Origin of the sequence: Trichocoleus sp. DQ-A3, from assembly GCF_039961975.1 — a bacterium.
Classification (GTDB): Bacteria; Cyanobacteriota; Cyanobacteriia; order Cyanobacteriales; family FACHB-T130; genus FACHB-T130.
Map to the genome: position 1 here is coordinate 92581 of NZ_JAMPKC010000004.1, position 25548 is coordinate 118128.

The following is a 25548-nucleotide window of genomic DNA, read 5'->3' on the forward strand; positions in this document are numbered from 1 at the left end:
ATCTTTAAAAATTAGTTGAAAGTGCTATACCTGGGTTGTTGAAGGCGTCACGATTTCCTCAGAAGTATTCACTGCTAACGGTAAAATGACAGTGAAGGTGGAGCCAATGCCTACTTGTGAAACTAGCTCTATTCTTCCTTGTAATAATTTTACCAACCGCGAGACAATCGCTAATCCTAAACCTGTACTTTCCGGAAGGAAAGACTTTTCTTGGGGGATAGAGCGAAAGTAGGGTTCAAATATACGAGCTTGGTCTTCTGGAGGAACGCCGATTCCCGTATCGCTGATAGCGATCGCCCACTCTTTATCTGATAGCGTTTGGCACCTTAATTTAATCGTTCCAGAGTCGGTGTAACGAATCGCGTTACTAAAGAGATTAGTAATAATTTGCTGTAGTCTCAGCGGATCTGTCAGCACCCGATCGGGGGCGCATGTTGGGTGTAGTCCTTCTCGAAGAGCAGCACAGCTATCGGCGCTAGCTGAATCGTAATCAACGATTATCTGTAGCTCCTTGGAATCCGCCAAAGGTTCTACCATTTCCAGGATATTCTGAATTAAAGAGCGTACATCTGTTACAGATGGCTGCAATTTCATTTTCCCCGCTTCATAGCGAGAGATTTCCAACGCATCGTTGATTAATCGAAGTAGCTGTCGTCCATTTCGTAGCACTTTCTCAATGTGTTCTAGATTCGGAAGGTTATCACTCTCCTCCGGCTTCCGTTGTTGTTGGCGCAAAAATAAATCTGAGTAGCCAATAATGGAAGTAAGGGGAGTTTTCAATTCGTGGGCTAGATGAGAAAGGTTATCTTTATTCGCCCGAAGCAAACGAGTTAATTCTTGATTGGTCAATTTTAACTGACTTTGCAGCTGTTGGAGTTCGTGCAATCGCTCATCCATGTAGCTTTTAAAACATTGAGCGATCGCTTCATCCACTACTGTATCAATCAGACGAATGACTCGGATTATCTCAATCGGTGATGAGTCTAGCAACTCTCCCTCTAACGTAGAAACAATTGTCTCCCGTAAAATTCGGTATTCGCGGACAATTTCTACTGGATCGTAACCTTGTTCAGCCCGAAGTATACCATGTTCTAAACTTGCATCTACTAACGACTGAACATCACTGTCTTGAAACTTAGAAAGTACAGTCGCTAATGCCTTGAGGACACGGGGGAGGCTGTCGCGCAAACCCTTGTAAGATAATTCTGCTGCGGTCTCAATTCGACTATCAGCACGGACAGCTTCAATCCATTTCTCTACAATCGTGGCAGATTTATCGATCAGTAATTGACTAAAATCCATCATTTTTTGGCGCTATTGACTCGTTTACAAATGCTCTCCCTAAACTAATCTTAGTTTAGGGAGTAGCTAATTTGTTTGTCTTTCTTATTTTCGCGCCCAAATGCTTCGCCTATAAGCTCTTAAAATATTTTTAATCAAAAGCCACCCTAAGGGTTAAAAGCTTCATTTTCAGACGCTCATTTCTTCATGTACGCGGAGATGATCGCAGGGAATTACTTCTATTAAAGCTAAGTTTTCAGTAGAACTTTTTGTTGGGTTAGTATGTATTTTTAGTTGGGAGTCCGGTAAGGCTTTAAACAATAAACGTTGACCAGGGAAAACAATCCGTTCAAAGTTTAAGTCTTGAGTATTATCAAATTTAACAATTTGAATCTTATTTGTGCAATTTGTATAAAAACAAAGGATTTGTTCGGAAGGTTCAGAAACCAAAGAGGAGAATGCTGACATCATATTGGGTGCCTTGAACGAACGATAAAATTGGCTGATTAACAAGATAGATAATATAAACTTTGACTGCTTTAAGCGGCTTCTACTTAAAGATGGGGTTGAAGGAAGGCAAGATGTAGTACAAAATACAAACACCACTAGAATGCCTCAAAAAATTCGTAAACTATTGTGAATTTGATGGAGAAGCGATCGCTAGAAAGCTATGTCTTCGGAAAGGTGGACTGTCTTAAAAAGGCGTGCTAGACTTATCGGTTAATCCGAGTAAGTCAGCCTAATTCAGCGTCTTAGCAAGCGATCGCTCTGTATAAGCGCTGGAACGGAGGAACCAATTAATGGGGCGTATCTCTGCCAGGAGTAAGGCAAAAGGTGTAAGGCGGAATAAAAAACTGTTTATTCATCCTTCATCCCTTATCCCTTAGAGAAGAGCATCTCTCAGCTCTAGCCCGTCAGCTAACTTCGTAGGCATTGAGAGGAGACTGAAGAGTCAGCATTTTTCATTTTTTGAAATGTTCTGAACTTGTCAGTGTCCCGGCTGGTACTGCTCTACTTTTTTGTACCTGAAGAGTGACTCTGAGGAGCTTCATAATGATATTGCAGCTGAATTTGTCTGCGATTGCAGTTGCTGGACAGGTAGCCTGGAAACGGGCAAAACCCGTTCTGATTCGGGATGTCGTCGTCCTCCCCGCCCTTGGTTTTTTAGGAATTATCGTTCTGTGGTGGATTGTTGCGCTTTTCAAGCATGAATTAATACCCACCCCACCAGAGGCGTTCGTCAAGAATTTAGACTACATTCTGAACCCCTTTTACCGACGGGGTCCTGGCGATCTAGGGATTGGTTGGTTACTACTGGCAAGCCTTCGACGAGTATTGCTGGGATTTTTGTTAGGTGCAGTTGTTGCCATTCCCATTGGATTTTTGATTGGCATGTCCAAGCAAGCAATGATGGCACTCAATCCCATAATTCAGATTTTCAAGCCGGTATCGCCGCTAGCTTGGTTGCCCATTGCTTTAGCAATTTTTAACCTAGCAGATCCGTCAGCAATTTTTGTTATCTTCATTACCTCTTTGTGGCCCACCATTATTAATACTGCTCTCGGTGTTTCTAGCGTTTCCAAAGATTACCTCGATGTGGCAAGGGTGCTAGAAATGCCCCGCTGGCGACGAATTACCAAGATTATTTGGCCTGCCAGTTTGCCTTATATCTTTACTGGTTTACGGATTAGTTTGGGGATTGCATGGCTGGTCATTGTCGCTGTAGAAATGCTCACGGGCGGCATCGGGATTGGGTTTTTTGTGTGGGATGAATGGAGTCGCTTAAACCTAAGCTCAGTATTTTTGGCAGTGGTAGTGATTGGGCTGACAGGACTACTGCTGGACTACGCCCTAGGCAAAGTTGAAGCTTTGGTTACTCACCGTCGCCCTAGGGCAACCTCTGTCTAATAATTTTCTGTAAACCTCTGTTGAGTAGGGATGATTCTGCTCTAACAGAAATCGCTAGTGTGAGCGAGACTCACGGGCGTCGTGGTAACGATGATTGCTCAAACGAGTGGGTTGAGAGACATAGTACCTACGGCGTCAATTTTTTCAGAGAACTCATGAGCAGTAATGGCTCAAACCTAGTGGCTTGAGCTGAGTGGAAATGGATCGCAAGGACGAATTATGAGTGACACCACAAACTGGACGCGACGAAAATTTCTGGAGGGTATGGGTGCCACAGCAGCAGGAATGGCACTATCATCTTGTGCGATTAGCGGCGATCGCTCAGCGAAAGGACTCACTGAAGAATCCGCATCCATCAAACAAGTCGTAGAGCCAGGATCGTTAGAAAAACCCGATCTGATTGTTGGCTATGTGCCGGTGAATGATTGTGCGCCGTTTGCGATCGCTTGGAAAAAAGGATTTTTCCGCAAGTACGGTCTCAACGTCCAACTTAACCGGGAAGCTAGCTGGGCAACCTCTCGTGACGGCGTAATTTTTGGTCGCACTGATGCCGCCCCCGTAGTCTCCGGTGCCGTCACCAACGCCAGAATCGGTGCTGAAGGCGCACGCCACGCCCCTCTCTGCGCCGCCATGACCATTCACCGACACGGCAACGCCATGACGATGAACCGGAAAATGTGGGAAGCAGGTTTGCGTCCCTGGCGGGAGTATAACGGCGATTTAGAAGCCTTTGGAAAGGACTTCCGCAGCTACTTTGACAAGCAGCCGCGAGAACAACGAGTTTGGGCAGTTGTACTCAGTTCTGCCATTTACGAATACTTCGTCCGCTACTTATCCGCCGCCGCCGGAGTCGATCCCCTCAAAGAGTTTCGCGTCATCATCGTTCCCCCACCGCAAATGGTGACGAACGTGCGGATAGGGGCGATGCAAGCCTACATGGTGGCAGAACCTTGGAATACCCGCGCAATTACCGGAAATGAAGGCGTTGGTTTTACCTTCGCTCAAGGCAAAGAAATTTGGTTGGGACACCCAGATCGACTGCTGGGTGTGATGGAATCTTTCATCCAAAAAAATCCCAAAACTTATCGTTCCCTTGTCAAAGCGATGATTGAAGCTTGCCAGTATTGCAGCAAGCCTGAAAACCGCGAAGAAGTAGCAACACTTATTTCCGAGCGTTCCTTTACAGGTGCTAAACCCAAATTTACTCGTCCCGCAATTATTGGCGACTACAATTATGGCGGTTTTGATGGTAAAGCTCGGATTGCGAAAGCCGAGGACAGTACAATCTTCTTCGATATCCCTGACAACATTCCCAAACGTCCAGGAGAACATTCGACATTTCTCTGGCAATCTGAAAGTCTCTGGTTAATGACTCAAGCAGCTCGTTGGGGACAAATCAAAGAATTTCCAAAGAATGCAGAAGCACTTGCCAAACAAGGCTGGAGAACCGATCTCTATCGAGAAATTGCCGCAGAAATGGGCATTGAGTGTCCCCAGGAAGATTACAAAGTTGAAGTACCGGAAGTATTTATTGATAAGAAAGGTTTTGACCCCAGCGATCCTGTTGGATATGTCAACGGTTTTGAGATTCGGGCGAACCGTCCCACTCGTTTCTTTCTGTCTTAATTAGCTGCACTGGCTACAGTTCAAGCGGCTCGGCTAAGTTTTACTTTTTAGAAACAGCCAGCCTAATACCTTCAAAATTCTCAAGAGTTCGTCCCAAGAAGGAGCATGATATGACTAAATCCACCTCATTCTCAACGGATGCTAATAATCAAAGTGTCAACCGCACTGGATTTCTGGAAATAGAAAATCTTCGCAAGTCCTATCCCACAGCAGATGGAGGTGAATTTGTTGTCCTGGATGGCATTAATCTTAGTGTCAGTGAAAATGAATTTATTTGCGTGATTGGTCACTCTGGCTGCGGTAAATCAACGCTTCTCAAAATGGTTGCCGGGTTAGAAAAACCAACTTCAGGCTCAGTGCAATTAGAGGGTAAAGAAATTCGTAAACCTGGTGCCGAGCGCATGATGGTGTTCCAACACTATTCACTGCTGCCGTGGCTGACGGTGAAAGAAAATATCCGTTTGGCGGTGGATGAAGTCTTGAAAAATGCCTCTCGTGCTGAAAAAATTAGCATTGTGAACGAACACCTAGCAATGGTGAATTTAACAGCCGCCGCTGACAAATATCCCGATGAAATTTCTGGCGGCATGAAACAACGGGTGGGGATTGCTCGTGCCCTCGCAATTCGCCCCAAAATGTTGTTAATGGATGAACCTTTTGGGGCACTCGACGCCTTAACGAGAGGCAAATTACAGCAGCAGGTACTGCATATTTGGGAACATCAGCGGCAGGCAGTGATGATGATTACCCATGATGTAGATGAAGCGCTGTATATGTCTGACCGAATTATACTGATGACCAACGGCCCCCACGCGAAGATTGGGGAAATTTTGGACGTGCCTTTTAAGCATCCACGCGATCGCCAAGCCCTCCGCAACTCCCGCGAGTATTTTGAATTGCGTAACCACGCTTTGAACTTCCTCGATGAATATTTTAATCAAGACGAGTAGACGAGCCATTGGTCAACTGTTTATCAAAGAAAAAACAACTGAACTGGAAACACGCTCTATTGCGTTTCTAACCCATTAAAACCCTTACTTAAGTTCTTGCAAAGCTAGGCTAATTACTTCAGGAGGTTTGAATTTGTGAATATTAAGTCAATGTTAGCCCGTCTTGAAAGCGCAATGGGTCGTCAGGATGTAGTTGAACAAATGGTATTACTACCAGAGCCAGCTTCCCCCACTTCCAAACGCGCTAACTCTGCTAAATCAATCAATTTAGTCGTGGGCTATAATCGCTCTCCTAGCAGTCAAACCGCTCTGGATCTTGCCCTATGGATTGCCCATCAAACCCGGTTAGTTACAAAGGCGCAAGTCACGGTTCAAGTCGTTTACGTTGTCGATGAAGAGCAAAGCAGCCATTGTCCACATATCTCTAACGGGGGCGATGCTAGACGCCCTTTAAGCCAACAGCTTCCCCTAGAGTCTCTAGAAGCATCGGCAAGAAAGTGTGCCACACCTGTTTTAACTCAACCTACCCCTGTGGAATTAGAAGCACGCACACGAATGATGGAGATAGATCCTTCCTATTTGAGGGAAATTTTCTATCAAACGAATCCTTTTGAGCAAGCAGATCGTATCCTATCGCAAGCCCGTTGTCTGGCTGAAGAATGGCGAGGTTCTTTCAAAGCTCATCTACGGTTTGGTTGCATTTCTACAGAACTCAGAAAAGTTGTTGAATCAGAAGCTGCGACTTTATTGTTACTGGGCTGTACCTCTGCCAATCATCCAATTGTTCAGAAACTAGGTTCTAATTTTCCTTGCGCGGTGTTGGGTATTCCCAGCATCTTGAATTCACCGGATACTTCAAGTTGTTCCTCAGATTTCCAATCAGTTTAATCGTTGAGTAGAAATTTTCACATAGGAAATTAGAGGAAAACCATCGGGATTTAAATAATTTTGATTTGTTTCTACCTTTTCCCGATACCTGAAAAAGCACAATTAGAGATCGCCTAAAAGGTTTCTATTGCACTTCTATCTGATTTGTGAAGAGAGTCTCTTCTAAAAAACTCCGTTAGCGATCGCATAGCACTGCGGATGCGTTATTCTCCGCTTTAGATGCAAAGGAAGCGAAGAACACAAGCGATGATTTTACAACCTACAACAAAAATTAAAAGGCAAATGCATCAAGAAAATTGCTCCTTTCTTTAGCATTTTGCCTTTTTATTGTCTCAAGCCGACTATCGGCTCCTGAAAAAGAAATTCTGAAAATTAGTACTGAATCAGATGGAGTACATCACAAACCACACTATCGCTCTTTTGTCACTCTAGGCAGAGGAAAAGTGGAAATCGGTTGGCTCAAGAGCTGTGGGAACAACTCCCCTGAACCAATTCATAAAAGCAATTAAACCCTAAAAACCCGCATCTAGCTCAAGGATAGGAAATACTTTTAGCCAAATCTTCATAAGATTAAAAGCCACAAAAGGTCGGAGAATTAAACGTAGATAGCGCTAGCTCCTCCCGAAGGGAGGCTCGCCCTTGCATCAGACGGGAAAGATAGTGGTTTGCTGACGGCGGGTGAAATACTGGATTTGTACGCACGAGCGGAGCGAACTGCCTTCGACACACCGCACAGTTCGTCTTTAAAAGCCGAATTAGGGGTTTTGAGTGCTTGTGACATGGGAAGGGGTCGGATTACAGGCGATGGCGTCATCAGGCTGTCTCGTGCTTTTATTTCTGCTAGAGTTCCTAGTGTTCAAGTGTCATTATGGCCGATCCCCGATGCCCCCACTTTTTTCCTAATGACGGAGTTTTATCATAATCTCCAAGGAAATCCAGACAGAGCCGCTGCACTGCGAAGTGCCATGTGAAAAACTCTGAAAACATATCTGAACCCATTAGACTGGGCAGCATTTACCCTGATTGGCGAAGCGCAGTGAAGGGAAATATTTGAGTAAGATTGAAGTCAATACTTTTCGGTTAATCTCTCCCCAACTCATAATTATCTGTGTGAAGGGTAGAGCGACTAAGCGTTAGCCATCGAACCCTTCTCAATGTTGTGGGTTGCGTTCCTCAAAGGCTACGCCCCCAACGCGGAGAACTCATTTACACGGGGTGGCTTACCAGCCTAAAAAATGACAGGGTTTCATTCATTTCTCCGACTTAACTCCCAGCAATCCTCGATCTAGAAGCTCGTGCATCGGATTGTGAATTCTAGAAGACTTGAGGCGAGTATTGCACAAAGTGCATCTGAAGAGCGCGATCGCGTTTTTATTTAGATAAGGCCATATTCTTGCGGAAATCCTCGAACTCAGCATGTAGGGGCTAGCAAAAGCGGTAGTGACTCTTTGTCATTCATCTCGGAAAATTCCCAAATGAATGACAGACTTTTCGGATCGGTGCAGCAAAGCCCTGGGCTATCATCGACCCATGCGGCAATCCTTAAAGGAAAGGGGTACGTTTAAGGGCAGAAAGGGGTATACTCCGGAAGGGTATATGTTGCCGACTGAACTGTCCGAAGTGGAGATTCGAAATTTGCCTACTCATCCGTTTTGGCGATGATTGGCACTTCACGATTGGCATAGACTCAAACAGTGTTACAGCCAATTAAGTTTTAGAGAAAAAATAATTTTACCATCCCCTAAAAGGAATGCGTTCGCCTATGGATTTTATATAGCTGTAGAGAGAAAAGTGCATTAACACATCTTGTTAAAATAAATGCATTAAAAATGCCTAAAATCTACTTTTTGAGGATAGCTTGGAGATAAGGCTAGGCAGGGCAATCTAAATTTGGTTTTTTTGCCGCCTCGCCACTTTTCTAATTGAGAGTAGAAAAAAAGTCGGTGCATTCTTACCAAGTATCTGGCTACCTGCTACCTGCAACACAAGCTGGGGTGACAGTTCCAGAAGTGGCAACGAGCGACGTGTTTCTTCCCAGGAATTAGGCAAATGAAAGTCGCTGTATGTGAAATCAGTCTATTGCTGAAGGCAAGCTATATTAAAGTGAAAAAAGAAAAAGGAAAAAGGATAAAATATTTAGTTTTACCCTTCGCCTTTTGGATGTTGCCTGCGATCGCTCCAGGAGGCGTCGATTGGGCGATCGCGCAGGCACAAATTGTGCCAGATCAGGACCCCACCAACACCACGAACACCATTGTCAATACCAATGGCAACAGTTTCGACATTACTGGGGGAAAAACCTCCAGTAATGGGGCAAACCTTTTTCACAGTTTCTCCGAGTTTGGGCTAAACGCCAACCAAGTTGCGAATTTTCTGTCGAACCAAAATATTAAAAATATATTGGGTCGCGTCACTGGCGGAAACCCCTCTATTATTAACGGTCTGCTCCAAGTTACGAATGGCAATTCCAATCTATTTCTAATTAATCCATCTGGCATTGTATTGGGTGCCAACGCCAGCTTAAATGTAAACGGAAGCTTCACCGCCACCACTGCTACAGGAATTGGTTTTGGCAACAACTGGTTCAATGCATCTGGTAACAATAATTATGCTGCCCTGGGGGGAGAACCCAACGCCTTTGCCTTCACCAACGCTCAACCCGGTGCAATTATCAACGCAGGGCAACTGAGTGTAGGCGCGGCAAAGGATATTGCTTTACTGGGTGGTACCGTAGTAAATACCGGAACCCTGACAGCTCCTGGGGGTAATATCACCTTAACAGCCGTACCTGGTGAGAACATAGTACGCCTGAGTCAACCAGGGAATCTACTAAGCTTAGAAATTCAACCCATAGCAGCAGCCGGTAGCCAGCCGGAAAATTGGACATTGCCAGTTGCTTCCATCCCAGAACTGTTAACGGGAGGCGGTGCCGGGAGTGCCACTGGGCTAACAGTCAACAGCAATGGTCAGGTAGTGTTAACGGGATCTGGGGTTAGCATTCCCACAGATCCAGGCACTGCGATCGCCTCTGGCAGTCTCAACGTTTCAGGTCAGACTGGCGGCACGGCGCAGGTCTTGGGCGACAAAGTCGGGCTGGTTAGTGGCAATGTTAACGCTTCAGGCACCAATGGTGGCGGCACCGTCCTGATTGGAGGGGATTTTCAGGGGAAAGGCACCATTCCCACTGCCTCTCATACTTACATCAGCAGCGACTCTACGATCAATGCTGACAGTTTGCTCAACGGCGATGGCGGTCATGTCATCGTCTGGGCAGACAAAGTAACCGGCTTCTATGGCAAAATCGGTGCTAGTGGCGGCACTAATCAAGGTAATGGTGGCTTTGTCGAAGTATCCGGCAAGGAAAACTTAGCATTTAAAGGAGAGGTGAATGTAGGTGCCCCTAACGGGGTAGACGGCACCATTCTGCTCGATCCAAAGAATATCAAGATAGTCAATACAGGTGGTACGAACGACGATCAACTCAATGCCGATACTCCTACAGGAGACTTAGCGGGGCAAATTTTATCGGCTGATGGAGGGGATGAGGTAGACTTCACTATCTCCAAGAGCTTACTCGAAAATCAGACTGGTAATGTCTTACTACAAGCAACGAATGATATTACCATCGACAACGGTGTGTCGCTGGACTTTTCTTCTGGTGGCTCGATTACCTTTACTGCCGACGCGGATAAAAATGGTGCCGGGTCTTTTTCAATGGATCAATCGCAATCCATCACAACTTCCGGGGGAGCGTTAACCATTACAGGTGCAAATGTAACTGTTGGAGAGATTAACACTTCTGTTAAGGGCAACATGGGCGGTGCTGGTAGTGTAACGTTGACAGCACAAGACGGAAACATTAAAACTGGCAACATCATAACGAAAGCTACAGGCGGCCCCAACGATGGTGGGAATGTAACGTTAACTGCGAAGGGTAGCATTACGTATAACAAGATAACGGCGGGCGCTTCTGGTAATGGAAAGTTCGGTCAAGGCACTGATGGGACGATTACTTTAACAACGGGTACAGCAGCCCCCATAAAATACACGGGATCTACGGGATCTGCCCAACCGACCAAGGTAGGTACAGATATTGCCCCAAATCCGGGCGGTAATACAGGTGGCAGCGGCACGGGTGGCATAGATACAGGTGGCAGCGGCACGGGTGGCATAGATACAGGTGGCAGCGGCACGGGTGGCATAGATACGGGCAGTAATACAGGTGGCAGCGGCACGGGCGGCATAGATACGGGCAGTAATACAGGTGGCAGCGGCACGGGCGGCATAGATACGGGCAGTAATACAGGTGGCAGCGGCACGGGTGGCATAGATACAGGTGGCAGCGGCACGGGTGGCATAGATACAGGTGGCAGCGGCACGGGTGGCATAGATACAGGTGGCAGCGGCACGGGTGGCATAGATACAGGTGGCAGCGGCACGGGCGGCATAAATACAGGTGGTAGTACCGGCGGCATAGATACGGGCAGTAATACAGGTGGCAGCGGCACCGGCTCATCCGGGGGTACGGGTGGAAACACAGGCTCCTCCGGTGGCACGGGGGGCGGCACAGGCAAAAACACAGGCTCCTCCGGTAGCACGGGGGGTGGTAGCACCGGCACTGGTGGCACGGGCAAAAACACAAGTTCCTCTGGCGGTACGGGTGGAAGCACAGGCAAAAACACAGGCTCCTCCGGTGGCACGGGGGGCGGTAGTACCGGCACTGGTGGCACGGGCAAAAACACAGGCTCCGGCAGCCCTAGCAACGATCAAGCAAGCAAGGGAGATGACGGAACAAGTCAGGGAGATAACTTATCCGGCTCAGGAAACGATCCGGTTTCCACCTCTTCCGGCAAGGAAAATTCATCATCACGAAAGGTGGATGCGGAATCATCTTCACAAACTGATGCAAGTGAATCTGTTGCAGTTCTGGAAGAATCCTTCACCCGTGAATTTGAGGAATATTTGGGTCAGCAGGTTGATTCTCAGACAACCACACTGGTAGAGGCTCGGAATATTCTGCAAAAAATTGAGAAAGCGACTGGGGTGAAACCAGCACTCATCTATGTAACTTTTGTGCCTCAGACGATTGCACTCGATCCGAGCCTACTGGATACAACGGCTTTCAATGGAACTAAGTCACTACAGCCGTTAAATCAACCAGAAAATGTGCAGCAATCTAGTTTCCTAGGTAAGGTCAATCGGGCAGGGCGTAACAATAGCGACCAGTTGGAAATATTGGTGGTGACTTCTGATGGTGTCCCCATTCGCAAGCGGGTTCCGGGGACAACGCGATCGCAAGTAATCAAGGTTGCCGATCAATTCCGTGCCGAAGTGATTAACCCCCGAAGACAGAAGGCTTACCTGGCTCCAGCCCAAAAACTTTATAAGTGGATGATTGCACCCATTGAAGCCGATTTACAAGCGCGGGGTATCCAGAATATGGTCTTCCTCGCAGACAGTGGGTTACGCTCCATCCCGATTGCCGCTCTCCACGATGGTCAAAAGTTTCTGGTGGAGAAATACAGTACGGGGCTGATGCCCAGTCTTAGTTTGACGGATACTCTCTTCAAAGACATTAAAAATTCCCAAGTTCTGGCAATGGGAGCAGAGAAGTTTCCCGAACAAAGCGCTTTACCATCAGTGCCCCTGGAGTTGTCAATGATTACGCCCCAGCTGTGGAAAGGCAAAGCCTTCCTTAACGACGCCTTCACCCTCAAGAATCTGAAGTCTCAGCGCTACTCGCAGCCTTTTGGGATTGTCCATCTAGCAACTCATGCCGAATTTGAATTAGGCCCTCCTAGCCAATCCTACATTCAGCTATGGGACACGAAACTGCGATTGAATCAGCTAAAGCAAATGGGCTGGAACGATCCACCTGTAGAGTTATTAGTGCTGAGCGCCTGTCGCACAGCGTTAGGCAATGAACAGGCAGAGATGGGCTTTGCTGGATTGGCTGTGCAAGCAGGGGTGAAATCGGCAATGGGAAGTCTGTGGTACGTCAGCGATGAAGGGACGCTGGGACTGATGACCAGTTTCTATTCACAATTGAAAAAAGCCCCCATCAAAGCGGAGGCACTACGGCAGGCACAGATATCGATGATTAATGGAGAAGTAAGCATTGAGGGAAACAAAATGCATACTTCCAGAGAGGATATCTCGCTACCTCCGGAGTTGGCAGGGTTAGGAGAGAAGAAACTCTCTCATCCCTATTATTGGGCAGCGTTTACGATGATCGGCAATCCTTGGTAAACAATTAAAAACGCCAAATTAAACATTCTCTGATTTTTAATTTGGCGTTTTTTTGAATTTTTAATTGCTTAATACCCACGAGCGCATCAGAGCATTTACTTGTTCTGGTACCTCATCATGGGGACAGTGACCTGCTTGTAAAAAATGCTCTGTCAGTTGAGGATAGTATTGGCGAAATTGCTCCGCTCTATCTCTTGTATTCATCCAGGGATCTGCTTCTCCCCACAACAGTAACAGCGGGCAGCGCATCTGCTTTAATAAAACGTCAACTTTTTCGCCTTGAGGCGTTCTGAAGACAGAAGCAAATACTTGAGCAGCACCGGGATCGCAAGAGGGGCGATAGATTTCTTCCACCAACCGATCGGTGATCGCACTCTGGTCGAGATAAACTTTCTGGAGTGTATTCCGAATGACTGAACGTTGTCGCGCATACTGGAACAACAGAAAACTAGCCCAGGGTTGGCGAAAAAGTAACTGAACGACTTCACCCATCACTTTTTGGATGGGGTTCGGTTGAGTCGGCACCTTAAGATTGGTGAACGGGCCAGCACTATTGAGCAATACCAATCCAACAGCGGCTGATGGACGTTGGGCTGCCACGCAAAGCCCGCAATAGCCGCCTAGAGAGTTTCCTGCTAACACAACTGGCTGACGAATCACGTTAGTGATGAAATCATACAGTTGGTCTCGCCACAAGTCGCCACCATACTCCCACTCCGGCTTGGCTGAACGACCAAAGCCCAGCAGATCGATCGCCCAAACTTCAAAATCCTGACTCAGTTCAGTAATATTCTTGCGCCAGTGGTCTGTAGAGGCACCAAAGCCATGAATCAATAATAGGGGCGGGCGTTCGGTTTGCGGTTGTCCTGACCGTACATAATAGATGGATTGCCCCCGCCATTGCCAATAAGTGCCGGGAATGGGGACGGTAGAGGCTGCTGGGGTTGCCTGCATGTCACAAAAATGTTAAGTAATGTTAACTTCTTTATTTTAGCTTCTCAGGAAGGCTGGATGCCCTTAGACATTCAGTAGTTCCGTCTAAGGGCTTGGTTGCTGCATCCCCGTTAGTTATGTTGAGGAAAGGTTTTGCTCAGGCGTAGGGGAAATGCTGGAGCGATCGCCTCCTCAGAACGCATAAGTATTGAGTAATATAAAAAAAGCAGCTAGAATCTTAACATTTGCCTTGAGCGACCCGACTTCAGATGGGGTAACGTAGGCGCGTAGCGGCTTTCCGTATGGTAGTACGCAAGCTGTGTTCGCATCGCATCTGGAGTAGAGAAGGGGAGAGTTCAAGTAGCGTTTATCAATCGTAGATCAGTAACGAAGAGGGAAGAGCAGTGTCTGTCGAAACCGTACAAAAGCCTTCAACAGTCCGTAAACTCGCACCTCGTTATCGTGTGTTGCTCCATAATGATGACTTCAACCCAATGGAGTACGTGGTGCAGGTTTTGATAACGACGGTGCCTGGTATCACGCAACCTCAGGCTGTCAGTATCATGATGGAAGCTCATACCAATGGGCTTGCTCTCGTGATTACTTGCGCCTTGGAGCATGCGGAGTTCTATAGCGAAACATTGAACAACCACGGATTGACCAGCACCATAGAACCAGACGAATAGGATACGCCCAGGCAACAAGTAAGAGGCAAGATAAGAGGCAAGAGGTTGTTAAAAATAAACTTTGTCCGTTTAGCCCAGTACCCGGCACCGGCGCGGCTGGGCTGTTTTGTGCTGAGTTTACTCTTGCTCTGGTTGCCGGTGGCTGCACCCATTTACTTACTCTTGAGTAAAGATCCCAACTTAGTTACCATCCTGACGATGGGGCTGTTGTTTGCAGCGTTTCTCCTGCTTGTTCGGTGGTGGGGTCAGAAAGTCTATCAGCAACCCCAGCTACTGAGACGCTATGGTTTACAAGGAACGCGGCAAAATGCCAAAGAGCTTTTCTCTGGACTGGGTGTTGGCGTCTTGATTACTTTCAGTCTGTTTGGGCTGGAGGGGCTATTGGGTTGGCTGGTGTGGCAGCCTCCGACAATTCCATTAGCCAAGCTGATTTTAGAAGGGTTAGCGAGCGCTCTGGGTATCGGTTTTGCAGAGGAATTGGTATTCCGAGGTTGGCTGTTAGATGAGTTGGAACGGGATTATCGTCCCCGCGTATCTCTTTTGGCAGATGCTTTTATCTTTGCGCTGCTACATTTTCTGAAGCCGCTGAGGGAGATTTTTCGGACTTTGCCGGGATTTCCAGGGTTGTTGCTGCTGGGATTAACCCTGGTTTGGGTAAAGCGCGGAAGCAAGGGGCGTCTGGGACTTTCGATCGGTCTGCACGCTGGCTTGGTTTGGGGATACTACATCATTAATGTGGGGAATCTGGTGCAATTTTCTGGTCAAGTTTCCGACTGGATTACTGGTGTGGACAAAAATCCCTTGGCGGGGGTAATCGGGTTGGTGTTTTTGAGCGTTTTGGCGTTTGGGATGCGGAAGCGATCGCATTCACTACACTCGCCCCAATAATCAACAACCAGTGATCCTAGACTCGACCTATAGCATTACCCGATCTGGCTTCTGGAGTGGGAGAGTCCCTCTTTATCGGCAAACGGAATTCTCTACTTCCCTGCCTCTCTCCCCCATCTAGACTCTTTAGAGGAAGGTTAACCGAAAAGTATTATAAAACTTAGTTGTGGCGGATTCGGTAAGCGGCTCTTGAGGAGCAACGACGAGCGCAAATATTCTTACCAGATTGCCCCTCGCCGCTTCAAGTCACGCTTCATTGCTTCTGAAAGTCCTGTATTCTCTCCAAATCGAGCTTTTTCCACTTTTACCGTGCCTAAATCCGCATCGCTCAAATTGGCACGACGCAGGTCAGCGCCGCTTAGGTCGGCACCCATCAAGTTTGCACCTATCAACGTGCCACTACTCAGGTCAGCACGACGCAGGATAGCATAACTCAAGTTCGCCTCACTCAAGTTGACACTACACAAGGAAGCATCAATTAAGTTGGCACGACAAAGGTCGGCTCCAATCATTTGAGCCTCATTCAGTTGGGCACATAGTAAGTTGGCACTGTTGAGGTTAGCGCCAATCAAGTTGGCACCCATCAAACAGACTTTAATGGCGTCAGCTCTGTTGAGATTGGCACTGAGCAAATTGGCACCGCTCAAATCAGCCATATTCAAGTTGGCTTTATTTAGCTTGGCACCCGCGAGATCGGCACCAATCAGATTGGCACCCAGCAGCAGCGTACCCAGCAAAATCGAACCGCTTAAGTCGGCACCATGTAGGTCAACGCCACTAAGATTAGCACCCGCAAAATCTTTAACGGGATTTAATCCAGCAATTTCTGCTAATTCAAGGAAGTTATCTGTATCTGCCTCTACAACGTGTAAGATCAAGTCTTTCAGTCGCTGGAGAGATTTCTCATTAGGCACATTCAAACTCTGTCCGGCTTTCATTAGGCTTTTGTTTGGACCTGAATAGGCAGAGGGCAATCATTCTCTCTATTACCGCCCTCTTGTTACGACTAATATGCTTCAACCCCAGTTCCTCGACATCCGGATATTCACTTACAAATTGGTTATTTTGCTCTAGTTGAGCCAAAATTGCTTCTAAGGATTTATCGAGACTGTCTGTTGACTCCTCATCAACCATCTCTAGGTGGGATTTTTTAGAATTTGAGTATTGCATTTTTTACCTCAACATCATTTAGCTTAAGTAAACCCATTCTAAAAATAACATTGCACTGCGATCTCCGGGGAAATATCCACTAAAATTTACGTGAATTTGAGGGTTCATCAAGTTATGGAAAAGTAACAAACTCCTTTTCGTCTAGATGTCTGAAGCTGCATGAGTTTAGAAAAAACTTTTGATTCTCAACCAGTAAAACAAAAGCAATGTTTAGTATGTTTTTATACTTGGGTTACTTGGATTTTGATTTCTGGATTGAACTCGCTCGAAAAAACTTTACGGTTGTTTTTGTCTAAAGTGCGATTGGTTGGCATTTTCCCAACAAAATAGCTGGGATCGTTACGGGCAGACATTTATCAGACTCAGAGAAAGAAGATTTAACCTTGACCTGCTTGAGGGACTTTGGGCGATCGCTTATCGAGCGATCGTGTTGCGTAGCCGACAGCATATGCTGCAATTGAAATGGCTATGTGGCGATCGCATCGGTTCAGTTGCATCAGGGGAACACCAAGCGAAATTACTATGTAGCCTATAATACTTTCGCCTACTGAGATTCCCTTTGCTCGAAATGCCTTTTTAGTCAAGTTTCTATCAAATTGCATAAAAGAATAATTGTGAATCCACGCTTCTCGATAGAAGGCGAATCTGACGATTTGCTGACAATTTAACAAAGTAGTAATTTCTTCTGAATGTCAAAAAATCTCAACTCAGTTGCTGCCAACTATTGCCTTTACGAAGGGCAATAAATTTATACCTATCCCTAATAATTTATAAAGGTTGCCAATAAATTGTCAAAGCTCAGCGTCGGTTTCTGGGATGACAAGCTTGACATTTTGAACGGGAAATGGTCTAAGAACGGGGATGCTTATCTCTTGCAAAACCTGATTGAAGTCCTAACTGAAGTAGGGATACGATCGCACTACGTAGATTTCGGCTTAGTTTTGAAAGAACCCAAACCTGTTCTCGAAGAAAACAGGTTTGGGTAAGCAACCTTGCGATCGCTTCGGTAAAATCCCCTAAGATTCATGGGGGATACCCGGAAGCGCGTTTGGCATCTATAGCGGTTCTTATTGTTATGCCATACACTCTGACCTCGCCCCTCCCCTTTTCGGAATCGGGAAGGGGACTCGAGGGTTAAACCTGGATTGGACTCAACTTGGCATCACTATAGTTGGGGATGCCAATATAGTCTTGCAGCGCTTTCACCTCCAAAGGAGCTGACTGCAAGGCACGAATCGCTGCCGCAGTAGCTTTAGCACCTGCAATCGTCGTGATCATAGGGATTTTGTAAGTGAGGGCACTGCGACGAATCAAGCGTCCATCTGCCTGCGCTTCTTCCCCAGAAGGTGTGGTGATAATCAGCTGAATCTTGTTGTTTTTGATCGCATCCAGAACGTGAGGACGCCCCTCATGCAGTTTCAGCACCACATCCACCTCTAGCCCATGTTCCCGCAGCACTTTGCGCGTGCCAACGGTGGCGACAATATGAAAGCCCAACGCGATCAAATCTCTGACCACTGGCACCGCCGCCGCCTTATCCCGGTCGTTCATTGAGACAAACACTGTGCCAGATAAGGGCAACCGCTGTCCCGCTGCTAACGCTGCCTTAGCAAACGCTCTTCCGAAATCCACGTCAATCCCCATAACTTCTCCCGTCGAGCGCATTTCTGGCCCCAGAAGGGTGTCAGCACCGGGGAATTTTTCAAAAGGCAGTACGGCTTCCTTGACGGCAACGTGACGCGGCAGTACCTCCTCTGTCAAGCCGAGGGATTCCAGGGTGGCACCTGCCATAATTCGGGACGCCAGAGCGGCTAGGGGTACTCCAGTCGCTTTGGAGACATAAGGGATGGTGCGCGAGGCTCTGGGGTTGGCTTCTAGAATGTAAACTTGTTCCCCCTGAACGGCAAACTGGATATTCATCAATCCAATCACCTTGAGGGTCTTGGCGAGATCGATAGTCCAGGTACGGATGGTATCCAAGACTGCTTCCGATAGGGAAGTATAGGGCAAGGAACAGGCAGAATCCCCAGAGTGAATGCCCGCTTGTTCGATATGCTCCATGATGCCGCCAATCACGACCTTACCAGTGCGATCGCTGATCGCATCCACATCCACCTCAATCGCATTTTCCAAAAACTTGTCGATCAAGATTGGATGATCGGGTTCCACCAGCACCGCATACATCATGTAGCGCTGCAAATCCTCATCGGAGTAGACAATTTCCATCGCCCGTCCTCCCAATACATAAGAAGGACGTACCACGACGGGGTAGCCAATGCGCTGCGCGACCGCTAAGGCGTCTTCAAAACTCCGAGCAATTCCGTTCGCTGGTTGCTTGATATCAAGTTCCCGCAGGATTTTTTCAAATCGCTCTCGGTCTTCGGCGGTGTCAATCGAATCTGGCGAGGTTCCCCAAATTTTAGCGGTGATTTCGGGGTGGGATTGCAGATATTCCTGCAATGGCAAAGCCAATTTTAGCGGCGTCTGACCCCCAAACTGCACGATAATTCCCTCTGGCTGTTCCGCCTCGATGATGTTGAGAACATCTTCTTTCGTCAGCGGCTCAAAGTAGAGACGATCGCTCGTATCATAATCGGTGGAAACGGTCTCCGGGTTTGAATTGACCATAATCGTCTCAAACCCTTGCTTGGAGAGAGCATAAGCTGCATGACAGCAACAGTAGTCAAACTCAATCCCCTGTCCAATCCGGTTCGGGCCACCCCCTAAAATCATGACCTTGCGGTTATCTGAAGGCAATACCTCCGATTCTTCCTCGTAAGTTGAGTAGTAATAAGGAGTCAGTGCCTCAAATTCCGCCGCACAAGTATCCACGGTTTTGTAGACGGGGACGACGCCCAACTGCTTGCGGTAGTCGCGGACTTCATCTTCGGTCGTTTTAGTAGCGTAGGCGATCTGGCGATCGCTAAAACCTTCCTGCTTGATGTCCCACAACTTTTCTTTTGTCAGGTCTTTCAGCTTGCTTCGCTTCAAGAACTTCTCGGTTTCCAACAGTTGTTGCATCTTATCTAGAAACCACGGATCGATTCCCGTCAGTTCATAGACTTCTTCTACCGTCATCCCCATCAACATGGCATGACGAACGGTGAAAATTCTCTCTGGATGAGGCGTCCGCAGTCCCGAACGAATTTGTTCCAAACTCGGCAATTTCTCGTTCTTGTCGCATCCCCAACCCGCGCGACCCGTTTCCAAGCCTCTTAATGCTTTCTGGAACGACTCGCAGAACGTTCGCCCCATCGCCATCACTTCTCCCACCGACTTCATCTGCGTCGTCAGGATTGCCTGAGAACCCGGAAATTTCTCAAAGGCAAATCGGGGTATTTTCGTCACCACATAGTCAATGGTCGGTTCAAAGGATGCCGGGGTTTTCTTGGTGATATCGTTGGGAATTTCGTCGAGGGTATAGCCTACCGCCAACTTTGCCGCTATCTTCGCAATTGGGAACCCGGTTGCTTTAGAAGCCAGGGCAGAACTGCGAGAAACGCGGGGGTTCATCTCAATGACAATCAGGTCGCCAGTCAGAGGATTAACTGCAAACTGAATATTCGAGCCGCCGGTTTCTACCCCAATCTCGCGAATAATTTTAATCGACGCATCCCGCAACCGCTGGTATTCCTTATCGGTGAGGGTTTGCGCGGGTGCTACGGTAATCGAGTCCCCGGTGTGGATGCCCATCGGGTCAAGGTTCTCAATCGAGCAGATAATCACGACGTTATCTGCCAAATCGCGCATGACTTCTAGTTCGTACTCTTTCCAACCCAACAGCGACTGTTCGATGAGAATTTGCGACACTGGGCTGGCATCCAAACCGCCCTGAGCCATTTCTTCAAATTCTTCCTGGTTGTAAGAAATGCCGCCGCCGGTGCCGCCTAGGGTATAAGCAGGGCGGATAATCAAGGGATAGCTGCCAATTTGGGACGCGATCTCCTTCGCTTCGTCGAGGGTGCTAGCAATCCCCGATGGGCACACGCTTACCCCAATTTTCGCCATCGCTTCCTTAAACAGCAGCCGGTCTTCGGCTTTCTCGATTGCCGGTAGCTTGGCTCCAATTAACTCGACCCCGTACTTTTCCAATACTCCATTTTTCGCAAGGGTGACGGCTATATTTAGAGCTGTCTGACCTCCCATTGTGGGCAGCAGCGCATCAGGTTGTTCTTTGGCGATTACCTTTTCTACGATTTCTGGTGTCAACGGTTCAATATAGGTGCGATCGGCCGTTTCCGGGTCGGTCATAATGCTGGCTGGATTCGAGTTCACCAGCACGACTTCATATCCTTCCTCCCGGAGCGCCTTACAGGCTTGAGTGCCTGAATAGTCAAACTCGCAGGCTTGTCCAATCACAATTGGACCAGAGCCTAGTAACAGAATTTTGTGGATGTCCTGGCGGCGGGGCATAGTTGTTTGTCCTAGCGTGACTGTTTTAAGTCCAGATTATTTTAAAGGCTTTCTTCCCTGTGCTTGGTAGTGGTTTTTGCCAATTTGCCCAAGATTTGATGAGGAAAGGTTTTTGCAACTTCTTTTGTGTCAACTGGCAAGTGTCTTCTTGGTACAACCAGCTCCCATTGACCGGGCAGTTTGATTGAGGCTATCGATGTTAGAGACCAGGTTATCGCGTCTCTACCGCGATCGCGTCAAATCCGCCCTTCCATTCTGAACTCTTCGGTTCTCATTCCCATGATGTAGGGAAGCCAAGAAATCTGCCTTTTAGGTTAGTTGACAACTAATTTCAACAAGCTTAAAATCAATTTCTGGGTTTTTCTTTACAACTTAAATCAGAACTTTTACAACTTCATAATAAACAAGCAGAGAGAAGATATCTTCCCTCTGCTCAGTTAGTGTTACTCTCTGTCTTAAAGAACCACAGGTTAGGTACTGAAAATTTTAGCAGCCTGCATATCGAGGCTACATCTAGCTTACCTCAACGGGATTCAAGAGGCAGATACTAATTATTCGTAGTCTGGACAAAACCCAAGGTCAAGCTGTCTTTAGCGAGGAAGTGAGCCAGATGATAAGCCCGCTCTTCGGTTTTCAGCAAGATTGTTTCGTACAGATAACGGGTTGCGCGATCGCCCAAACTTTCTGCTTGTCCTGCCTGACGCCGGATTAGCTGAATCATCGCTTGCTCGGCGGCTAAGTCGTGTTCCACCATCTGGCGGCAAGAAAATACCCCTTCATCTTCTGGCGTGAAGCAGCACAGCTCTGCTAGCTTGGCAAAGCCAGCTACTGGAACGCCACCCAGTCCATCCAACCGTTCGCCAATATCATGAACGTGTCCCTGCACCTGTTCGTAGCTTTCGCTGAAGAACTCGTGCAGCATATAAAATTCTGAACCTTCGACCACAAAGTGATGCTTTTGATATTGCAAGTACAGCGCCTGAAAACTCGCTAGAGCAATGTTGAAGCCCTCACAAACCGGCGTGGTGATACTGCGATCCAGCAACACCGGATTGTCATAAACCTGACCGAAGGAGCGCAATACACTCTGAGTTTCGGACATCGTTGTATTCTCCTCTCAATAAGCAACGGTTGTTGCTAATGCAGTAAGTGTATCACGCTAACCCAATTTTGGTGTCTCACTATAGTCTGAGCCAGTTTGACCCGATCCGCAGCAAGCGCTAGTTCCTCAGTTGTATCTTTGCCTATTTCTCGCAAGCAATTAAATTTTCAGTTAAGCTAGTTGAGAATTGTTGTCGTTTGAGTTATATGTATTAACTAGGGTGAAATTGTAAAAATTCCCTACGTCAGGGAATTTTCGGAAAGGCTAGCGAGTCCAGGGAAGTTATAGACAATGCTAATTTTTCGCGTCTGTGGGAACGAATGAATCCAATAGAGCCAATTGAGCCACAACCAGAAACCGGCAAGGTTGTTGAGGTGAATCGAGCAGATCGGTGGCAAGTTTATTACCGCTTGCGAGAGTTAGGAATTTCCTGTGGGTGTGCGGTTGACCAGCCCTTGCTGGTTGAGGTCTACAACACGACAGCAGCGATTCAGCTGTGGAGTGTAGTCAGGCAGTTAACTGCATCGCGCGGCGAGTTGGTGAGCCATCTGGAACGCTGCTGGCAGACGAGTAACGATCCAAAAGAAAGTTAAAAGAGGTTGTAAAAAAGCATGAGTAAATTTAAACAAAACAACTCAGAATTCCGCCTTGAGGGATGGTTACTCGGTTTTGTCATCGAAGATGGCTATAAAATCAAATATTTGAGACTCGCAACTTCAGAGGGTGAATGTCAGATCAAGCTTGCCAAAGAAGCTCGGATTTCCCTATTTCGCTCAGGAGTGACACCCGGTACTTGGGTTGAGGTTTTTGGCGAAACCAAGCTTAAGTTAAAAAGTGGAGAAGTCAAACAAAAAGCTTATCTGGTTAAACCCGGTGTTCCTCCCAGCCAATTGCAGGGAGTTACACAAGTTGAGGAAATTCAGGAATTGCCTCGACCTGCTAAAAAATTGCCTCTACCTTCCGGCGTCAAAGCGACAATTTTGGTGTGTAAAAAGTCCGATTGTTGCAAGTTGGGTGCTAATAAAGTTTGTCAGGCTTTAGAAGAAGGTTTGCGCGATCGCGGCTTGGACGACCAGGTTACGATTAAAGGAACTGGCTGCATGAAGCGTTGCAAATCAGGGCCAAATATCGTTATGCCGGATAAAACCCGCTACACTCGGATTAACGCTACAGAAATCCCTGAAATTATAGATAAACATTTTCCAGATGAGATGGTATCTGAAGAGCTAATTGCACCTCGTTTGGAGTGCGAAACAGCTAGGGTTCGTTAATAATTTTTCGTAATTTATAGATAATACATACCCCCAACTTCTTTTTATCAGGAAGTTGGGGGTATCGTCTATGTGCAGCCTGCCATAATATTAGTACCTGACCAAAGCGAGTAGATAACTATGGCGATCGCTACTGTAACCGAAAGCTGCTCTCTAGAAGACTTTATGGCTAATCCCCCCGATCGCATGGAGTGGGTGGATGGACAACTTGTGGAGAAAACGGGAATGACGGTAAAACATAGTATAGTTCAGACTAGGTTAGCTTGGGGCTGGAAAAATTTCATTACCCAATCTGGACAAGGAGGAGAGGTTGTTGTAGAACTTCCCTGTCGGACTTTGAAGCAGGGGCGTCGTCCTGATGTATCCTATCTCACAGCGGAATTGGTAGCGCAGTTTGGTGAGGCAGGAGCGTTGCCACAAAGTCCGCCACTGATTGCTGAAATCGCTTCTCCAACTGATTCAGCCGAGGATTTATTTGCCAAAGCAAGCGAGTATTTAGAATCGGGTTGTTCGGAAGTCTGGCTAGTATTTCCTGAGAGTCGTCGGATATTGTTAATTACTCAAAGTCAGACATTAGGGTTTAATACTGGTAATGTAGTGAGTACGCAATTGGTACTCAGAGGATTTAGTGTAGCAATAGATGAATTGTTAGCTTGAAGCTGACAGTTGATAGAGATTTTGAATATTACTAAATAGATAGTAATTTTAGCGCGAGTAGAGTGGCAAGAGCGATCGCCTAAAAGTTACGTGGATTAAGCAAAAACCCACCATCACCGCCTGAAGACGGGCATAGTGGGTAAAGAGAAGGAAATTCTTCAACTCAAGAAAGCGCGATCGCTTTTTTGCCATCGCCGTCCATCTTGACTAAAGCGTAAACTGACCTTGCATTTGACTCAGAGCCTTAGTGCAAGCAGCACAACTGCACCCTAGATGGTCTTTGATAGGATTACTCGGTTGCACAGATGCAGGCACTTGTTGATATTGCACGACAATAACTTGTGCAGTTGGTGCAGACAGCATCATATTTGAAGCTTCAGCGGCTTGTGCTGTATTCGCTAGCAGGAGCATTGATGCCAAAATTATCGGACAAGTAAGCAAAGCAAGAGCAATTCTGTTCATAATTCAAAAGCTGACAGTTTTTGATGGCATTATAGCCAATTAATTGCCCGCTAAGTTTTGCTTAACGGCAACCAAATCCTTAGCTGTGTTAGCTTGGCTTGGCTTGAGGACAAAGTAAATGCGATCGCACTCACCCACCCTCACCCATCAAAAATGGCAAGATAGCAGCGCCTACAGCATCTGCGTACTCTTCATGTAATCCCAACGAACCGGGAAGCCTGACTGTCTGCACTCCTGAGACATTCGCCATTGCTTCCATTTCTTCCTTTGATTTCGGCGGTGCTTGTTCGCCAATGACTACCATCACGGGTAACGGTAAAGGCTGAAACCAGGCGAGAAAATCGTCTCTATGATTAACCGGATCTAAACCTCCGGTGACGAAGGCGGCGGGAGCAAAACGCGCTCCTGGTTGATGTGCTGTCTGCAACTTTTGTTCGAGTCGGCTAGGAGTCAGCGAGTCAGGTTCAACGTAGACATGGCGACGATACATCAAGCTAATGAAAGATTCGGTGGTGTTTAGCTTGTAGAGAGCTTGTCCTAAAATAGGCGATCGCACTACATTTCTCAGCGTTCCAAACCACCCTTGCTGTTTACCCATCATCGTCGGAAATGGCCCGCGCCAAGTGGGAGCCGCTAAAACAATCCGTGACAAAACGGGCGGTTGTTGTTGCGCTAGTTGCATCGCGTAACCAGCAGCGTGTCCAGCAGCGATGATGGCTACTGGAGTATTAAAAACATTTTTGACAAAATCTTCCAGAAATTGGTGATATAGGGCGGGTTGGTAGTTCAAGGGTAGACGAGGCGATCGCCCAAATCCAGGCCAATCGAGAGCGACGACTTGAAACTGAGATGATAATAACTCTGCCAGTCCGCGCATTTCCGAGCGTGTGGAAGCAGTGCTGAAAGCTGGCAGAAGTAATATGGGAGATCCTTTGCCTAGAGTTTCATAAACGATGGGTAATTCTTGCCGTTCCCAAGCCCAGAGATATTCCTGAACGGTTCCGCCAATTCCGACAGCATTAGGTGCAGAAATCGTTGAAGTTGCCATAAGACACAATCCCTAT

The 25548-nt window shown here is 47.1% G+C and carries 20 protein-coding genes, 1 pseudogene and 1 riboswitch; of the genes and pseudogenes, 12 read left to right on the forward strand and 9 right to left on the reverse strand.

Annotated features, from left to right (window positions below; translation table 11 throughout):
* Positions 1-24: 24 nt before the first annotated feature.
* Positions 25-1302 carry an ATP-binding protein gene (locus NDI44_RS09245; protein ID WP_190415686.1) on the reverse strand — a complete coding sequence of 426 codons (1278 nt, stop codon included), beginning with the start codon at positions 1300-1302 and terminating at the stop codon, positions 25-27.
* 168 nt (positions 1303-1470) lie between these two features.
* Complete coding sequence (locus NDI44_RS09250) at positions 1471-1752, reverse strand: DUF1830 domain-containing protein (RefSeq protein ID WP_190415144.1); 282 nt, start codon at positions 1750-1752, stop codon at positions 1471-1473.
* Positions 1753-2007: 255 nt separating this feature from the next.
* Positions 2008-2229, forward strand: a riboswitch (cyclic di-AMP (ydaO/yuaA leader).
* A gap of 105 nt (positions 2230-2334) precedes the next feature.
* Between NDI44_RS09250 and ntrB the strand changes: the two genes are divergently transcribed.
* The 6 genes and pseudogenes from ntrB to NDI44_RS09280 all read left to right on the forward strand — a co-directional run bounded on the left by ntrB (position 2335) and on the right by NDI44_RS09280 (position 12902).
* On the forward strand, positions 2335-3189 hold the full coding sequence (ntrB, locus tag NDI44_RS09255) for a nitrate ABC transporter permease (protein ID WP_190415145.1): 855 nt from the start codon (positions 2335-2337) through the stop codon (positions 3187-3189).
* Positions 3190-3408: 219 nt separating this feature from the next.
* Positions 3409-4815 carry an ABC transporter substrate-binding protein gene (locus NDI44_RS09260; protein WP_190415146.1) on the forward strand — a complete coding sequence of 469 codons (1407 nt, stop codon included), beginning with the start codon at positions 3409-3411 and terminating at the stop codon, positions 4813-4815.
* Positions 4816-4925: 110 nt separating this feature from the next.
* Positions 4926-5765, forward strand: coding sequence for an ABC transporter ATP-binding protein (locus NDI44_RS09265; protein WP_190415147.1), 840 nt, complete (start codon positions 4926-4928; stop codon positions 5763-5765).
* Positions 5766-5900: 135 nt separating this feature from the next.
* Positions 5901-6653, forward strand: a complete 753-nt coding sequence (locus tag NDI44_RS09270) for a universal stress protein (RefSeq protein WP_190415148.1) — start codon at positions 5901-5903, stop codon at positions 6651-6653.
* Positions 6654-7270: 617 nt separating this feature from the next.
* Positions 7271-7693, forward strand: a pseudogene (locus NDI44_RS09275) (CHAT domain-containing protein); the annotation flags it as partial.
* Positions 7694-8702: 1009 nt separating this feature from the next.
* A complete protein-coding gene (locus NDI44_RS09280; protein WP_190415149.1) occupies positions 8703-12902 on the forward strand; it encodes a CHAT domain-containing protein in 4200 nt (1399 codons plus the stop codon).
* Positions 12903-12962: 60 nt separating this feature from the next.
* Here the strand turns inward: NDI44_RS09280 and NDI44_RS09285 are convergent, their stop codons facing one another.
* Positions 12963-13856, reverse strand: a complete 894-nt coding sequence (locus tag NDI44_RS09285; protein ID WP_190415150.1) for an alpha/beta fold hydrolase — start codon at positions 13854-13856, stop codon at positions 12963-12965.
* Between the two features lie 383 nt (positions 13857-14239).
* Between NDI44_RS09285 and clpS the strand changes: the two genes are divergently transcribed.
* Both clpS and NDI44_RS09295 read left to right on the forward strand, forming a co-directional pair.
* Positions 14240-14521 (forward strand): ATP-dependent Clp protease adapter ClpS, encoded by a 282-nt coding sequence (gene clpS / locus NDI44_RS09290; protein ID WP_190415151.1) that lies wholly within the window; start codon positions 14240-14242, stop codon positions 14519-14521.
* Between the two features lie 54 nt (positions 14522-14575).
* Positions 14576-15409 carry a CPBP family intramembrane glutamic endopeptidase gene (locus tag NDI44_RS09295; RefSeq protein WP_347276538.1) on the forward strand — a complete coding sequence of 278 codons (834 nt, stop codon included), beginning with the start codon at positions 14576-14578 and terminating at the stop codon, positions 15407-15409.
* Between the two features lie 218 nt (positions 15410-15627).
* On the opposite strand, the gene NDI44_RS09300 is transcribed toward NDI44_RS09295, so the two are convergent.
* Both NDI44_RS09300 and NDI44_RS09305 read right to left on the reverse strand, forming a co-directional pair.
* Complete coding sequence (locus NDI44_RS09300; protein ID WP_190415152.1) at positions 15628-16323, reverse strand: pentapeptide repeat-containing protein; 696 nt, start codon at positions 16321-16323, stop codon at positions 15628-15630.
* Positions 16316-16579 (reverse strand): hypothetical protein, encoded by a 264-nt coding sequence (locus NDI44_RS09305; RefSeq protein WP_190415153.1) that lies wholly within the window; start codon positions 16577-16579, stop codon positions 16316-16318. The genes NDI44_RS09300 and NDI44_RS09305 overlap by 8 nt, the downstream gene beginning before the upstream one ends.
* A 307-nt stretch (positions 16580-16886) precedes the next feature.
* On the opposite strand from NDI44_RS09305, the gene NDI44_RS09310 reads away from it, so the two are divergent.
* Complete coding sequence (locus tag NDI44_RS09310) at positions 16887-17114, forward strand: hypothetical protein (protein ID WP_190415154.1); 228 nt, start codon at positions 16887-16889, stop codon at positions 17112-17114.
* Positions 17115-17713: 599 nt separating this feature from the next.
* Here the strand turns inward: NDI44_RS09310 and carB are convergent.
* Complete coding sequence (gene carB / locus NDI44_RS09315) at positions 17714-20992, reverse strand: carbamoyl-phosphate synthase large subunit (protein ID WP_190415156.1); 3279 nt, start codon at positions 20990-20992, stop codon at positions 17714-17716.
* 547 nt (positions 20993-21539) lie between these two features.
* Entirely contained in the window at positions 21540-22094 is a 555-nt protein-coding gene (locus NDI44_RS09320; RefSeq protein WP_190415157.1) for a Dps family protein, read from the reverse strand.
* 320 nt (positions 22095-22414) lie between these two features.
* Here NDI44_RS09320 and NDI44_RS09325 point away from each other — a divergent pair, with 320 nt between their 5' ends.
* The 3 genes from NDI44_RS09325 to NDI44_RS09335 all read left to right on the forward strand — a co-directional run bounded on the left by NDI44_RS09325 (position 22415) and on the right by NDI44_RS09335 (position 24022).
* Positions 22415-22687: an Asr1405/Asl0597 family protein gene (locus NDI44_RS09325; protein WP_190415158.1), complete on the forward strand. Its 273-nt coding sequence runs from the start codon at positions 22415-22417 to the stop codon at positions 22685-22687.
* Positions 22688-22705: 18 nt separating this feature from the next.
* The gene (locus NDI44_RS09330) at positions 22706-23365 is read left to right on the forward strand and encodes a (2Fe-2S) ferredoxin domain-containing protein (protein WP_190415159.1); all 660 of its coding nucleotides are present in this window, start codon (positions 22706-22708) and stop codon (positions 23363-23365) included.
* A 120-nt stretch (positions 23366-23485) separates the two neighbouring features.
* A complete protein-coding gene (locus tag NDI44_RS09335; protein WP_190415160.1) occupies positions 23486-24022 on the forward strand; it encodes a Uma2 family endonuclease in 537 nt (178 codons plus the stop codon).
* Positions 24023-24229: 207 nt separating this feature from the next.
* Here the strand turns inward: NDI44_RS09335 and NDI44_RS09340 are convergent, their stop codons facing one another.
* Entirely contained in the window at positions 24230-24484 is a 255-nt protein-coding gene (locus tag NDI44_RS09340) for a hypothetical protein (RefSeq protein ID WP_190415162.1), read from the reverse strand.
* A gap of 130 nt (positions 24485-24614) precedes the next feature.
* Positions 24615-25532: an alpha/beta hydrolase gene (locus NDI44_RS09345; protein ID WP_190415163.1), complete on the reverse strand. Its 918-nt coding sequence runs from the start codon at positions 25530-25532 to the stop codon at positions 24615-24617.
* Positions 25533-25548 lie beyond the last annotated feature (16 nt).